Annotated in this window: 14 protein-coding genes; 13 read left to right on the plus strand and 1 reads right to left on the minus strand. The window is 43.4% G+C overall.

From position 1 onward, the window contains the following. Positions 1–116: 116 nt before the first annotated feature. A complete protein-coding gene (locus JKM87_RS15090) occupies positions 117–1,286 on the minus strand; it encodes a hypothetical protein (protein ID WP_202081207.1) in 1,170 nt (389 codons plus the stop codon). Positions 1,287–1,425: 139 nt separating this feature from the next. Between JKM87_RS15090 and JKM87_RS15095 the strand changes: the two genes are divergently transcribed. The 13 genes from JKM87_RS15095 (at position 1,426) to gltX (ending at position 15,226) form a co-directional block, all read left to right on the plus strand. Continuing rightward, positions 1,426–2,145, plus strand: a complete 720-nt coding sequence (locus JKM87_RS15095) for an MgtC/SapB family protein (protein WP_236838873.1) — start codon at positions 1,426–1,428, stop codon at positions 2,143–2,145. Positions 2,146–2,408: 263 nt separating this feature from the next. Continuing rightward, on the plus strand, positions 2,409–2,870 hold the full coding sequence (locus JKM87_RS15100; protein WP_202081208.1) for a CtsR family transcriptional regulator: 462 nt from the start codon (positions 2,409–2,411) through the stop codon (positions 2,868–2,870). Between the two features lie 50 nt (positions 2,871–2,920). Continuing rightward, a complete protein-coding gene (locus tag JKM87_RS15105; protein WP_202081209.1) occupies positions 2,921–3,442 on the plus strand; it encodes a protein-arginine kinase activator protein McsA in 522 nt (173 codons plus the stop codon). 13 nt (positions 3,443–3,455) lie between these two features. Beyond that, positions 3,456–4,523 (plus strand): protein-arginine kinase McsB, encoded by a 1,068-nt coding sequence (locus tag JKM87_RS15110; RefSeq protein ID WP_202081210.1) that lies wholly within the window; start codon positions 3,456–3,458, stop codon positions 4,521–4,523. Between the two features lie 24 nt (positions 4,524–4,547). Further along, positions 4,548–6,974: an ATP-dependent protease ATP-binding subunit ClpC gene (gene clpC / locus JKM87_RS15115; protein ID WP_202081211.1), complete on the plus strand. Its 2,427-nt coding sequence runs from the start codon at positions 4,548–4,550 to the stop codon at positions 6,972–6,974. 249 nt (positions 6,975–7,223) lie between these two features. Beyond that, entirely contained in the window at positions 7,224–8,612 is a 1,389-nt protein-coding gene (gene radA / locus JKM87_RS15120; protein WP_202081212.1) for a DNA repair protein RadA, read from the plus strand. Beyond that, positions 8,609–9,685, plus strand: a complete 1,077-nt coding sequence (gene disA, locus JKM87_RS15125) for a DNA integrity scanning diadenylate cyclase DisA (protein WP_202081213.1) — start codon at positions 8,609–8,611, stop codon at positions 9,683–9,685. The genes radA and disA overlap by 4 nt, the downstream gene beginning before the upstream one ends. A 73-nt stretch (positions 9,686–9,758) precedes the next feature. Beyond that, positions 9,759–10,496, plus strand: coding sequence for a CDP-diacylglycerol--serine O-phosphatidyltransferase (gene pssA, locus JKM87_RS15130; RefSeq protein WP_202081214.1), 738 nt, complete (start codon positions 9,759–9,761; stop codon positions 10,494–10,496). 139 nt (positions 10,497–10,635) lie between these two features. Further along, the gene (locus JKM87_RS15135; RefSeq protein WP_202081215.1) at positions 10,636–11,130 is read left to right on the plus strand and encodes a CarD family transcriptional regulator; all 495 of its coding nucleotides are present in this window, start codon (positions 10,636–10,638) and stop codon (positions 11,128–11,130) included. A 78-nt stretch (positions 11,131–11,208) separates the two neighbouring features. Beyond that, a complete protein-coding gene (locus JKM87_RS15140; RefSeq protein ID WP_202081216.1) occupies positions 11,209–12,303 on the plus strand; it encodes a PIN domain-containing protein in 1,095 nt (364 codons plus the stop codon). Positions 12,304–12,476: 173 nt separating this feature from the next. After that, complete coding sequence (gene ispD / locus JKM87_RS15145; RefSeq protein ID WP_336885193.1) at positions 12,477–13,190, plus strand: 2-C-methyl-D-erythritol 4-phosphate cytidylyltransferase; 714 nt, start codon at positions 12,477–12,479, stop codon at positions 13,188–13,190. Then, on the plus strand, positions 13,187–13,672 hold the full coding sequence (ispF, locus tag JKM87_RS15150) for a 2-C-methyl-D-erythritol 2,4-cyclodiphosphate synthase (protein ID WP_202081218.1): 486 nt from the start codon (positions 13,187–13,189) through the stop codon (positions 13,670–13,672). The genes ispD and ispF overlap by 4 nt, the downstream gene beginning before the upstream one ends. A gap of 75 nt (positions 13,673–13,747) precedes the next feature. Beyond that, positions 13,748–15,226, plus strand: a complete 1,479-nt coding sequence (gene gltX / locus JKM87_RS15155; protein ID WP_202081219.1) for a glutamate--tRNA ligase — start codon at positions 13,748–13,750, stop codon at positions 15,224–15,226. The last annotated feature ends 291 nt before the right edge of the window (positions 15,227–15,517 follow it).

The raw sequence follows: 15,517 nt of genomic DNA on the forward strand, positions 1-15,517 counted from the left end.
GGTGTCTTTTTTTGTTGTTTTATTAAAAGGCTTTAGGAAGAGAAAAGTAGGAGAAGCACGCGTTCCTATGGCGAGACACGTAGGCGAAGCAGTGATGCAATAAATGAGGAAAGACTCTACGACATTAACCCTTTGTCCTTGTGACCCAGTACATATATAGCAACAGGCATAAAGCAGAGGAAAAAAACTATTAAAGATAATGAAGGTGAAAAGTATAGAATCTGAAACAATAATAGCGCAATAAAGGAGAGTTTACCTATACAGATAGAGAACTCTCGGAACACTAACAACTGCATCACCTTCGTTAACGTATTGGCTGAAGACGCTTTTCCTAAGGCAAAAATATGATGAAAGTGTTGCGTAAAAGCCGGAACCCATAACATGGGGAGTGATGCGGATATAACAGTGTTAAAGACAATATAGGTCACCGGTACATGAAAGAATAATGTCAGAGTAGCAGCGGTTGAGATAATCACCCCGATCATGCCCAGTACATCCCCGAAAGGCTTTAAAAATGTGCGACCAAGCATATAATACGTGAAGACACTAATACAGGCGAATAACATATTCCAGCCACCAAGTGCCCATTCATTCTGGACATACAGGTAGACGAAAACGCCTAAGGACATATGAATAAAGGATAAAAAGAAACCATACGCTGCTGAAGAGAATCCTAAGCCTTTCATGCCTTCTTCAAGTGGGATGAAGAACTCTTTGCGTCGAAATGGAAAGCGGATCCTGACTTGCGGGATCAAACTACTACAACATGCTTGAACAAGCAAAATGAGTAAAGCCGTAACAAAGAATACGTGGTAACTATAAACAAAGATGATCCAGCCAATGATAGGTGGCACGACAATCTGCATCACACCGTTTATAATGTACTGCAAACTAAGCACGTTTGATAAACGTTCTTGGGAAGCAAACCATAGGGAATAAAAGTTAAATCCTGCGTAAAATAAACCAATGAACAGCCCATTTAAAATCCCAGCCAAAGCAACAGCTTGAAGAGAGAGTTCCCCTTCAGTCCAAAAAAAGAGATACATACCTAAAGCAGTAAAAGAAGAACATAGAAATGTCCAACGACTCCCGAACCAAAACATAAAAAAGGCGCCCACCATCACCCCAATAAAAACGAATAAAAAAGTGAAGAAATAAAAGGCGGATATCATAAAGAAAGACTCTTGCTGTTTCCAGACATAAACACTGAGGAAAATAGTGGAGCAAACATTCGTCATAGCAAAGACGCTAAAAGTGATATACATTGCAATGAGTGGTAATTTCACAGAGCTCTCCCTCCTGCTTGTACCAATGTATGGGGAGAGAAGGGCCATTATGATACAGTAAACCAATTTTTATGATATAGTTATTCATAACATACAGACCCGTACCATACATATAACCTCATAGAGAGGAGGGAGTCGATTGGACTGGATCCATCAACTATGGTCTGAATTCACAGGAACACATTACGATGAAATCACGATAAGATTGTTCCTCGCAACCTTGCTCGGTGGATTAGTCGGAATAGAGCGAGAACAAAATAATCACCCTGCAGGGTTTAGAACACACATCCTTGTTTGTGTGGGATCTTCATTGATCATGCTCATCTCCATGTATGGCTTTGAGTCATTTATTTATAACAATCCTGAGATTAATACCATTCAAGATCCAGCCCGTTTGGCTGCCCAAGTTGTGAGTGGTATTGGCTTTTTAGGTGCAGGAACGATTCTCGTTCATGGAGGGACGGTGCGAGGGTTAACGACGGCGGCTTCACTGTGGGTGGTTGCTGGGATAGGTTTAGCGTTAGGGTCGGGATTTTATTATGGGGCCGTACTTTCCACTGTTCTCGTTCTCCTTAGCTTAGTCGTTCTAAACCGTATTGAAGACACTTTTATTAGAAAAGGACAATTGCACGTCGTTCAGTTAAAAGTGTTAGATTCTCCCGGTAAATTAGGCGAAGTGGCAACGAGGATAGGTGAAAAGAACATCAGTATCCGCAAAATCACGATCAATGAAACCAAAATCGAAGAAGGCATCGTACAGGTATCCATAGGGTTAAGGCTGCCGCAAAAGGTGACCATAGCCCATGTCTTGGACGAATTACGTCAAATCAAAGGCATACTCGACGTCTCTGTTGAATAAAACAGAATATGACCAACCAATCAATGAGTAGAATAAAAAGGGATAAAATCCTTGTCAAACAGGGATTTATCCTTTTTTGTATGAATAATAAGCGTAAAATTGATCAAACTAAGTAAAGAGAGTTGCACATTTTATATTTCTTGAGTATAATTTAGTTAAAGTCAAAGATAGTCAAAGTCAAAGCGAGCGTATTAAGCAACATTGATTGACACTTGACTTGAAATATTGCCAGTCAAAGCAGTGGCCATTATCGGAGGTAAGTGATGAGAAACATATCCGATATTATTGAAAATCATCTCAAGAAAATATTGGAGACCAGTAAAAAGGGATACATTGAAATACAAAGAAGTGAATTAGCAGATTTATTTCAGTGCGTGCCGTCCCAGATTAATTATGTGATTAATACACGCTTTACTGTAGAAAAAGGCTATGTCGTTGAAAGTAAGCGTGGGGGTGGCGGATTCATCCGAATTCGGAAAGTCCAACTAGAAAATGACCAACAGCTACTACAAAAAGTGGCCGATATGATCACGGATGAAATTTCTCAATCTGCAGCAGAAGATATCATACTGAGGTTAGAGGAAGCTGAACTTATAAACGCCAGAGAAGCCCGCATCATGAAATCTGCGATTCATCGCAATGTTTTATCGTTCCAAGTGCATATTCGGGATCAACTAAGGGCAAATATCATGAAAGCCATGATGATGTCTATTTTTTATAAATAAATAAAAGAAATAAATGGCCATTGTATACATCAGTAAAGGAGGGGAGCACCATGATTTGCCAAGAATGTGGTGAGCGCCAAGCCACCTTACACTTTACAAAGATTATCAACGGTGAGAAAACAGAATTCCATATATGTGAGGTATGTGCAAAGGAAAAAGGAGAAGTCCTTCCTGGCATGGATAATAGCTTTTCCATCCATAATTTACTTTCTGGATTACTTAATTTTGATGCTACTAATAACAGCACGATGAACCCCAACATGCAACAATCTAAGCAATGTCCGAAGTGTGGGCTGACCTATAGTCAGTTTTCAAGAAGCGGGCGTTTTGGTTGTTCCCAATGTTATAAAGCATTCGGGGAACGGCTAGAGCCTTTATTTCGTAAGGTGCATAGTGGGAATATTTCTCATTATGGAAAAATACCTCGTCGTTCAGGTAGCCTCATACAAATGAAGCGTGAAATACAAGAGTTGAAGCAGCAACTACAACGGGCCATTTCCAATGAAGAGTTTGAGCAAGCCGCCCAGTTGAGAGACAACATACGAAGCCTTGAGAACAAATTAAACCAATGAGGTGGGATCGACCATGTCACTAGACAAATTTATAAAAAATGCTGTAAGTGACTGGATGAAGGGTGATGGACCTGATTCCGATATCGTCATGAGTAGTCGTGTACGATTAGCCCGTAATGAGGACACCATCCCCTTTCCACTAATCGCAACCGAAGATCAGCTTCAAACAGTGGTAACAGAAGTTGGAGACGTCATTACAAGAAGCGATGTCACTGATGAACTTGGAAAGTTAGAATTACTGCGCATGAACCAATTAAAAGGGATTCAGAAAAGAGTCCTGGTGGAGAAGCATTTAATCAGTCCCAATCTAGCGGAGGAGTCAACGGCTGGAAGCGTGGTGCTGAGCGAAAATGAGTCCGTGAGCATCATGTTAAACGAAGAAGACCATATACGTATTCAGTGCCTCTATCCTGGGTTCCAACTCCAACAAGCGTGGGAAAAAGCGAACAGTATCGATGACTGGTTTGAAGCGAATATCAATTTTGCTTTTGATGAGAAAGTAGGCTATTTAACAAGTTGTCCTACGAACGTGGGCACAGGGCTTAGAGCATCAGTGATGATGCATCTCCCTGCATTAGTAATGACGGAACAAATGAATCGCATGCTCCCCGCCATTAACCAACTGGGATTAGTTGTTAGAGGAATTTATGGAGAGGGCAGCGAAGCTTTAGGGAACATCTTTCAGATTTCCAACCAGATTACCTTAGGGCGTTCCGAAACTGAAATTATAGAGGACCTAGCCAATGTAGCCAAACAACTCATTGATCAGGAGAGGCAAGCGAGAAACACCCTCGCCCAGCAGTCAAGACTAAGGCTGGAGGATAAAATATATCGTTCTTACGGTATATTGTCTCATGCTAGAACGATAGAATCGAAGGAAGCAACACAGCGACTTTCGGATGTTCGTTTAGGGATTGACCTCGGTTTTATCAAAAATACATCAGCCAACATTCTTAACGAACTGATTGTCTTGACCCAGCCTGGATTTTTACAGCAATATGCCGGAGAAATGTTAACAGCAGAACAACGGGATGAACGCAGAGCAAAATTAATTAGAGAACGATTACTACTCAATGAATAAGTATGTTAATGGAGGTGTAGGGTTATGATGTTTGGGCGATTTACTGAAAGAGCACAGAAAGTACTATCCCTCGCTCAGGAAGAAGCGATACGACTCAACCATAACAATATTGGTACAGAACATATTCTATTAGGTCTTGTCAGAGAAGGAGAAGGTATAGCAGCAAAGGCTTTACAAGCGCTGAATCTTGACCTGGAAAAAATACAAAGCGAAGTTGAAACACTGATTGGTAGAGGGGAACAACGTAGTGAAAATATACATTACACCCCTCGGGCTAAGAAAGTCATAGAACTTTCCATGGATGAAGCTAGAAAGCTAGGGCATACCTACGTCGGTACAGAACATATTTTACTAGGGCTCATTAGAGAAGGAGAGGGCGTTGCGGCACGTGTACTCAATAACCTGGGGGTCAGCTTGAATAAAGCAAGACAACAGGTACTACAGCTACTAGGGTCTAACGAGACGTCCACCAACAACAGCCAGAGTGGGCAATCTTCCTCCGCTAGTACACCGACTTTAGATAGTCTGGCCCGGGATCTCACATCCGTTGCGAGAGAAGAAGGGCTAGACCCAGTTATTGGACGTAGCCAGGAAATTGAACGCGTCATTCAAGTCCTCAGTCGACGGACCAAAAACAATCCAGTGCTCATCGGGGAGCCGGGTGTCGGTAAAACGGCGATAGCAGAGGGGCTTGCCCAGAGCATCGTCGATAATGAGATTCCAGAAACGTTAAGAGATAAGCGCGTCATGACTCTAGATATGGGGACCGTTGTCGCTGGAACCAAGTACCGTGGTGAATTTGAAGACAGACTGAAAAAGATCATGGATGAAATCCGCCAAGCAGGCAATATTATTCTCTTTATAGATGAGTTGCATACGTTAATTGGAGCGGGTGGTGCAGAAGGCGCAATTGACGCCTCCAATATTCTTAAACCGGCACTCGCTAGAGGGGAGCTTCAATGCATCGGGGCCACAACCCTCGACGAATACCGTAAATATATTGAAAAAGATGCTGCTCTTGAGCGACGTTTCCAACCGATCACCGTTGATCAGCCAAATGAAGAAGAAGCCATCCAGATTTTAAAAGGGTTACGTGATCGTTATGAAGCGCATCACCGTGTTAAAATCACAGATGGTGCCATAGAGGACGCTGTCAAATTATCTGATCGCTACATCACGGAACGTTACCTTCCAGATAAGGCGATTGACTTGATAGACGAAGCGGCTTCAAAAGTACGCCTAAAATCATATACAGCACCCCCTAACCTCAAAGAGCTTGAGCAGAAGCTGGATGGGATCAAAAAAGAGAAGGATGCTGCTGTACAAAGCCAAGAGTTTGAAAAAGCGGCTTCTTTACGTGATACAGAGCAAAAAATGCGTCAGGAGCTAGAAGAAACAAAGAACGAATGGAAGGAAAAACAAGGCCAAACAGACACAGAGGTGACCGGTGAAGATATTGCCCAGATTGTAGCGAACTGGACCGGTGTCCCTGTCAGCAAACTGGCAGAGGAAGAAACCGAGCGTCTGCTGAAGATGGAAGACATTTTACATGAGCGAGTCATTGGGCAAGATGAAGCAGTTAAAGCTATCTCTAGGGCAATTAGACGTGCACGCGCAGGTCTAAAGGACCCCAAAAGACCAATTGGCTCCTTCGTCTTCTTAGGACCGACGGGGGTAGGGAAAACAGAACTCGCACGCGCGGTGGCTGAAAGTTTATTCGGTGACGATAATGCCATGATTAGAATTGATATGTCCGAATACATGGAGAAGCATGCCACATCCCGCCTTGTAGGTTCTCCCCCAGGCTATGTCGGGTTTGATGAGGGTGGTCAGCTCACGGAAAAAGTAAGACGCAAACCGTATTCCGTCATCCTGTTAGATGAGATCGAAAAAGCACATCCCGACGTATTTAACATTTTACTTCAAGTGCTTGAAGATGGTCGGTTAACGGACTCTAAGGGGCGTACAGTCGATTTTAGAAACACCGTTGTCATCATGACCTCCAACGTTGGGGCTGATATGATTAAGAAAGGCACGTCTCTCGGATTCCAACCTGAATCTAGTGAACAAAGCTATAACAATATGAAGGATAAAGTCATGGGCGAACTAAAACGCACTTTCCGTCCAGAGTTCTTAAACCGTATAGACGAAGTCATTGTGTTCCACTCTCTTGAAAGAGAACACATCGAGGAAATTGTGGATCTCATGGCCAACCAACTCCAGAGACGTCTGAGAGAGCAGGAAATCGAATTTACCCTAACACCAAGTGCCTTAAAATATATTGCTGATGAAGGGTTTGACCCACAGTATGGGGCAAGGCCGTTACGTAGAGCGCTACAACGTCAGGTAGAGGATCGCCTATCAGAAGAGGTGCTACGAGGGAACATCGAGAAAGGTGACACATTAGTGATTGACTACCAAGACGGCGAATTTAGTGTCAGTAAGAAATAATACGAGTAATGATTGACTAGTGGTGAAGGTGCCACTCCTAATTTACAAGAAAAGGGATATCAAAAGAGAACAGAGGTGCTTTGTAAGCCCTCCGTTCTCTTTTTTTATTATCTATCGCCTATTTATCGCTGCAACTTTCCCAACCTAAATCCTTCTTTCATTTGCTTTCAAATAGTGATATCTTTTGAGTAGACGAAAAATGCTATGCGTTATAACTCAGGACCTTTTGCTAAAGAAAGAGGAGAAATAATGGCCAAGAATAAAACGAAATTTGCATGCCAAGAATGTGGCTATGAGTCCCCGAAATGGATGGGCAAATGCCCGGGTTGTCATGCCTGGAACACAATGGTTGAGGAACTAGAGCCTAAGAGTGCCAAGGGCAGAGGGGCTTTTCGCACTGGACAGGGGCAAGCAGAGAGGGAAAAGCCGATTCCCATTATTGATATTGAAGCGGAAAATGAGCCTAGGGTTTCTACTAATTTGAATGAAATGAATCGTGTCCTAGGTGGTGGTATTGTCCCAGGATCTCTCGTTCTCGTAGGTGGAGACCCCGGGATTGGGAAATCAACGCTACTCTTACAATTATCAGGTATACTCAGTCAATCTGAACATAAAGTGTTATATGTATCAGGCGAAGAATCGTTAAAGCAAACGAAGATGAGAGCAGAACGTCTGGACCTTTTATCTGAATCTTTACTCGTCTTAGCAGAAACGGATGTTCATCAGATTGAAGCACATATCGAACAGGAGCAACCTAAGGTTGTCATGATTGACTCTATACAGACCGTATATCAGGATGAAGTGACCTCTGCACCAGGCAGTGTCGCTCAAGTAAGAGAATGCACGGCTAGTTTTATGAGAATTGCCAAGACTAAAGGTATCGCCATCTTTTTGGTTGGCCATGTGACCAAAGAGGGTGCGATAGCAGGGCCACGTCTGTTAGAACATATGGTGGACGCCGTGTTGTATTTGGAAGGTGAGAGACATCACACTTACAGGATATTAAGAGCAGTGAAGAACCGCTTTGGCTCTACAAACGAAATTGGCATTTTTGAGATGAAAGAATTGGGCCTCACAGAGGTGGCTAACCCATCTGAAATGTTCTTAGAAGAAAGAGCACGCGGGGCAGCGGGGTCAATCGTCATTGCCAGTGTTGAAGGAACTCGTCCAGTTCTCGTCGAATTACAAGCATTAGTATCACCAACCAGTTTCGGGACACCGAGAAGAATGGCTACGGGTGTTGATCACCACAGAGTGTCACTCATTATGGCTGTACTTGAAAAAAGAGTGGGATTACTGCTTCAGAACCAAGACGCCTACATCAATGTGGCAGGAGGCGTGAAGCTCAATGAACCTGCCTTAGACTTAGGAATAGCGGTAAGTATCGCTTCTAGCTTTAGGGAGAAACCGACACAATCGTATGACGTTGTCATCGGTGAAGTAGGTTTAACGGGGGAAGTCCGTGGGGTATCACGAATAGACCAACGTGTATCTGAAGCCAAAAAACTAGGATTCAAGCGTGCCGTTATTCCACAGAAGAACATGGAAGGCTGGGAGCACCCTGCTGATATGACCGTCATTGGTGTGGCCACAGTTCAAGAAGCGTTGGATGTTGTATTGGGAGGAAATGAAACATGACAACAGATAGTAAAAAAAGGGATCAAATGAGTGAGGTCTTACGCTTTGTTGCTCCTGGTACCGCTTTTCGTAACGGTTTAGAAAACGTATTGCGAGCGAAAACAGGTGGTTTAATTGTGGTCGGGTACAGCAACGACGTGATGGACCTCGTCGATGGGGGGTTCTCCATTAACTGTGAATTCTCTCCTGCAAACTTATATGAGTTAGCCAAGATGGATGGGGCCATCATTCTCAGTGATGATGGCAAGAGAATATTGTTTGCGAACGCCCAGCTCGTCCCGGATTCTTCCATTCCTTCTAATGAAACGGGCATACGTCACCGGACGGCGGAGCGGGTCGCCAAACAAACAGGGCATCTCGTCGTTTCAATTTCTCAACGGCGTAATGTCATTACATTGTACCAAGGGAATTTCCGGTATGCGCTACGGGACATTGGTGTCATTCTGACCAAAGCCAACCAGGCTATTCAAACGCTTGAGAAATACAAATCGGTACTAGACCAAGCCCTGACAAATTTGAGCGCTCTAGAGTTTGAAGAGCTTGTCACGTTACAAGAAGTGTCTATGGTCATTCACCGTATCGAAATGGTACTCAGAATTAAAGCCGAGATCAACCGTTACATTAATGAGCTCGGAACAGAAGGGCGTCTAATTAGCATGCAGCTAGAAGAATTAGTCACGAATGTGGAGGAAGAGACATACTTGCTCATCAAAGACTATTGTAAGGACACGACCTGTGACCCGTATGAAGTACTCAACGAACTAAAGAAATTATCTGCCGATGAATTATTAGAAAATAACACGATCGTGAAACTGTTGGGATACACGGGTAATATCAACATCCAAGAAGCGCCTGTATCCCCTAGAGGCTATCGCATTATAAATAAGATTCCACGACTCCCATCTGCTATTGTCCATAATCTCGTTGAGCGTTTTAACGCGCTCCCTCAAGTGATGATGGCGACGATTGAAGAACTTGACGAGGTTGAGGGCATTGGGGAGGTTCGGGCGCGAGCTATTAAGGACGGGTTAACACGAATACAAGAACAAATGTTTGTAGATCGTCATATTTAGAACTATAGTCTCTGTCGCGTCCGCGGTGGTTCCTGTAAAATAGATGCAAGAGTGAAGGTGGGATGAACATTTAATGATTACAAAAAGTATTCCTAGTATGTTTACGGTGGGCAACCTATTTTTAGGAGTCATGGCCATACTGTTAGCCATACAAGGAGTCTCTCAAGAAGAGAGTCGTTTAATTGATTATGCAGCTATTCTTGTTATTATTGGTATGTTATTAGACGGTTTAGACGGGCGTATGGCGCGCTTACTGAATGCGGCGAGTGAATTCGGTAAAGAATTGGATTCCTTGTCTGACATTGTCACTTTCGGCGTGGCACCTGCCGTTATTATGTATCTCGTGACACTACAAGATGCGGGTGCATGGGGAATTGTGATTACGGCGTTATTCCCTATCTGTGGCGCATTGAGATTGGCACGCTTTAGTGTTTATCCTGGCATACCGGGCTTTTTCGTAGGTTTACCCATTACCGCCGCCGGGGGTGTTTTAGCGACATTTGCGCTATACCATGAGGTTTTTCACCCCTTATTTTTACCTGTTGGTGTCCTTATACTCTCATACCTTATGATAAGTAATATTAAGTATCCGAACTTTAAAAAGGTGGGTGTACCTCGAGCGGCTTTTTGGATCACGCCTATTATTGTAGGGGTTGTCGCTATTTTAGCCTACCAGTTCCCTAATGAGTTTCCGAAGATCGTCTTTATTCCTCTAGTGCTGTATGCCGCTTACGGCATTAAGAAGAGTATAGACAATGATTTACGCCGAAAAAGAAAGGAAAGAAGAAACAGAAAGGTAGAAAAGGAATAAAAAAGACAAAATCCTACAAAAAAATTAGAAATTCTATTGACTACATGTATGTTTGTATGCTAACATTGATTATTTTAATTTGACTTTTACGCGCTTTTGTGATATCCTAAAATTGGATATTGCTCTGGAGGTGGCGTGATTGTTCGGTGTAGGTGATAAAGTCGTATACCCCATGCATGGGGCCGGAGTCATTGAGGGAATCGAGGAGAAGGAAATATTAGGTCAGAAGAAAAAGTACTTCGTGATGAGAATGCCAGTGGGTGAAATGAAAGTGATGATTCCATTAGAAAATGTCAACCATATTGGACTCCGGACTGTAGTAGAAGACGAAGCGGTCAACCAAGTCATGGATATCTTGGGGGGTGACATCGAAGATCAAAAAGCCAACTGGAATCAACGTTATCGAGCAAATATGGATAAAATGAAGAGTGGCGACATATATGAGCTAGCAGATGTCGTACGGAGCTTAATGCATAGAGACCATACCAAAGGACTTTCAACAGGTGAACGCAAGATGCTTGATCAGGCTAAGCAAATCCTCATCAGTGAATTGGCACTCGTGAAAAATCAGAATTCAGATGATCTGTATTCTATGCTAGACGGCTTAGTTAACGAAAGAGATGCGTCCCTGTGACGCGTTTTTTTTTAAATTCGTTCTGTCAGGTTTGACACGCACAAAAATGGTCCATAATGATAAGGGAGGTGAAAAGTTGTGTTGAAAAGAGTCATTCAATTATTTTTTGCTGTGACTGGAGCTGTGCTAGGTTACAATTATGGCAGCAACGTGATACAGGAACTCAACTCACTGTTAACCCTTGGTCTTGAAAGTTTTATCGGGGACACTTATCTATATGCGATGAGCTACTCCTTGGTTACAGCGATCATTTTTGTACTTGTCACAACATGGCTAACGGATTACATCGTCAACGTTGTACGCTGGGGAGAAGAGATGTTGTTGAAGGCACCGGTGACAGATATATTGTTTGGAGCCATGGGGCTGACTGTCGGATTAATCGTCGCTTTTTTACTTATTCAGCCTATTAACAGTATTCCCCTGGTTGGTGATATACTACCTGTATTCGTCTCGTTTCTATTAGGGTACCTCGGTTTTCAAGTGGGCTTTAAGAAGAGAGAAGAGATGCTAACCTTATTTACACTCGGTAGGATTGGTAAGGATAAAAAGGCAGAAAACGACGCAACGGAACATAAGATTTTGGATACCAGTGTCATTATCGATGGTAGAATAGCAGATATTTGTAAAACTGGATTTATAGAAGGCACTATGGTCATACCGGCCTTTGTTTTAGAGGAATTACAACATATAGCTGATTCTTCTGATGTCTTGAAACGTAATCGCGGTCGAAGGGGACTAGACATATTAAATCGTATTCAAAAGGAATTGGCCGTGAATGTTCATATTTACGAGGGTGATTTCGAAGAGATACAAGAAGTAGACAGCAAACTGGTCAAATTAGCCAAGGTCTTAAACGGTAAAGTCGTCACGAACGATTTTAACCTGAACAAAGTATGTGAACTCCAGGGAGTCCCTGTTTTGAACATCAATGACTTGGCGAACGCGGTGAAGCCCGTTGTTTTACCTGGTGAGGAACTCAGCGTTCAAGTGATTAAAGATGGAAAAGAACATAATCAAGGCGTGGCTTACTTAGATGATGGGACCATGATCGTGGTCGAAGGTGGACGTGATCATATTGGGTCGGAGATTGATGTGTTAGTGACCAGTGTGCTACAAACCTCTGCAGGCCGAATGATTTTTGCTAAGCCTAAATTATTAGAAAAGGCCTTATAACCCATTTTTATTACCGTTCTGTTCGTCATGGAACATTATCACGAGTGTCTTCATGAGTGAAGGAAATACAGACTTAAGGTATAATGTCTCTCAGATACGTTCTATTAATGTGTGTTAATGGAATTATAACGAGAGACATTATTTTTTTATTTCCCGGTGAGGAGGGAATAATGGTGAGTACAATAGGTGCGATTATCTGTGCAGCTGGGCAAGGCAAGCGTATGGGTCTTGGCCATAATAAACAGTTTGTTGAACTGGACGGCATCCCGCTCCTCGTTCATACTCTAAAACGGTTAACACAGACCACGATGATAGAGACATTTGTTGTTGTCGTGGGGCACGGAGAAGTGGACAAGGTCACGTCATTATTATCACAGTACAAGCTACCAAGTGGCATACATGTGATTACAGGGGGGGATGAGAGGCAAGATAGTGTTTACGAAGGCGTCAAGCACATGGCATCACTAGCGGAAACCCCAGATATCGTTTTGGTTCATGACGGTGCACGTCCTTTCATCGATGAACTAGACCTTGACCGTGTGGTGAATGAAGCCCAACGAGAAGGCGCAGCCATCTTTGCTGTTCCTGTCACGGACACGATTAAGGAAACGGATCAACATCAACATGTCAGCCAAACGTTAGATCGTACAAAGCTATGGGCTGTTCAGACGCCCCAAGCTTTTCGATATTCCTTGTTAAAAGAGGGGCATGAGAGTGCAAAGGAACGTCACATTTATATGACAGACGATGCGGCGCTAGTTGAGCGCTTAGACAAACGTGTGGTCATCGTCGAGGGAAGTCGTTATAATATAAAATTGACGACACCAGAAGATCTGACATACGCACAGGTTTTACTACGAATGAAGCAAGAGGGGAATCGTGAATGAATATTAGAGTGGGACAAGGCTTTGATGTACATCAGTTAGTTAAAGGGCGCAAGCTTATTCTAGGGGGCATAGACATTCCCCATGATAAAGGCTTGCTCGGCCACTCAGATGCGGATGTACTTCTACACACCATTAGCGACGCTATTTTAGGTGCCATCGGTGAAGGGGATATCGGGAAGCATTTTCCTGACACCGATCCCAATTTTAAAGATGCAGATTCTATGATTCTGCTACAACAAGTATGGAAAATGGCCCAAGATAAAGGGTATTCCCTTGGAAATATTGACGCAACTATCATGGCCCAAAAGCCGAAGTTAGCCCCCTTTATCGCTCAGATCGCACAACGGATCGCAAAAGGGTTGGGCGTTAATCATGAACAGGTCAATATCAAAGCGACAACAACGGAAAAACTAGGCTTTACGGGTCGAGAAGAGGGGATCGCTGCACAAGCCGTGGTCCTCATATATCAAGCCCATTCTTGACCAACAGGAAACTTATGATTACAATACATTAAGGTTAAATAAATGACGGAAACAAACAACGAAAGGTGATGAGTCATGGCAAATGACGTAAGAGTCAGGTACGCACCAAGTCCTACGGGGCATTTACATATAGGAAACGCTAGAACGGCGTTGTTTAACTATCTATTCGCTCGCAGTCAGCAAGGAAAGTTCATTATTCGTGTTGAAGACACGGATCAGAAGCGAAATGTTGAGGGTGGCGAATACAACCAGCTTAAGTACCTCGAATGGCTCGGTATCGACTGGGATGAGAGTATTGATAAAGACGGTGGTTACGGCCCTTACCGTCAGATTGAACGCCTAGACATTTACAAAAAGTACTGGCAAGACCTTCTAGATCGGGGGCTCGCCTATAAATGTTATTGCACGGAAGAAGAGCTAGAACAAGAACGTGAAGAACAGATTGCCCGCGGAGAAACCCCACGTTACTCTGGCAAGCACCGTGATCTGACCCCTGAACAGCAGGCTGCATTTGAAGCTGAAGGTAGGCAAGCGAGCATTCGTTTTCGTGTGCCTGAGGGACGGACCTATATCTTTCAAGATATGGTTAAGGGAGAAGTGTCCTTTGAATCAGAGGGGACAGGGGATTTTGTCATCGTTAAAAAAGATGGCATCCCTACCTACAATTTTGCTGTTGTCATTGACGACCATCTCATGAACATTTCGCACGTTTTACGTGGTGATGACCATATCTCCAACACGCCGAGGCAGATGATGATCTATGAAGCGTTTGGTTGGGAGCCTCCAATATTTGGGCATATGACCCTCATAGTGAACGAACAACGCAAAAAACTGAGTAAGCGCGACGAGTCTATTATTCAATTCATTGAGCAGTATGAATCTCTAGGTTACCTACCAGAAACACTGTTTAACTTCATTGCCTTATTAGGTTGGTCACCGGAAGGAGAAGAAGAGATATTCTCCAAAGAACAACTGATTGAGATTTTTGAAGCGCAGCGTTTGTCCAAAAGTCCGGCCGTTTTCGATACGGAAAAACTAGCTTGGATGAACAACCACTATTTAAAGCAATTAGATGAAGAGGACATTGTGGCCTTAGCCTTACCTCATCTACAAGAAGCGAACAAACTTCCAAAAGATTTAACACCAGAGCAGAAGACTTGGGCCAGCCAACTCATCACCTTGTATCAGGAGCAAATGCACTATGGCGCTGAAATCGTTGAACTATCGACTATGTTCTTTGAAGCGGATGTCACCTATGACGAAGAAGCGAAGGAAGTATTACGTGGGGAGCACGTACCGGAAGTGGCAGCTGCCTTTGCCCAACAGTTACGTGAACTAGAGGCGTACGAACCTGATCAAATCAAGCCTGCGATTAAAGCGGTGCAGAAAGAAACAGGCTATAAAGGCAAACAGCTGTTCATGCCCATCCGAGTCATGTCGACGGGGCAAATACATGGACGTGATTTAATCCAAACACTGTATCTTCTCGGACAAGAGAAGGTGCTTCAAAGAGTGGAACGTCTCGTTAACGACTATCATACTATGGTTCAATAAAACAATGTAAAGCATGACGCTTTCCCAATATACCTATACTAATGATATGATATAGACAATAGAACAACGCTTACAAACTGAAATCTAATGATGAGGAAAAGTACTGAGGCAGAAATGTCCCAGAGAGAGCTACCATCCTAGAGATGGCTGAAAGTAGCTTACATTCACTGCTCAGGAATGCCCCTCTGAAGAGTGCGTCGAAGACACAGTAGACGTCACCGGGATGCAGCCGTTATCTGCATAAAAGGGAAGTGCGTATAGACGATAGGATGGTCTAACGTACTTAAGCAG

It is taken from the genome of Caldalkalibacillus salinus (genome assembly GCF_016745835.1).
Taxonomy (GTDB): Bacteria; Bacillota; Bacilli; order Caldalkalibacillales; family JCM-10596; genus Caldalkalibacillus_A; species Caldalkalibacillus_A salinus.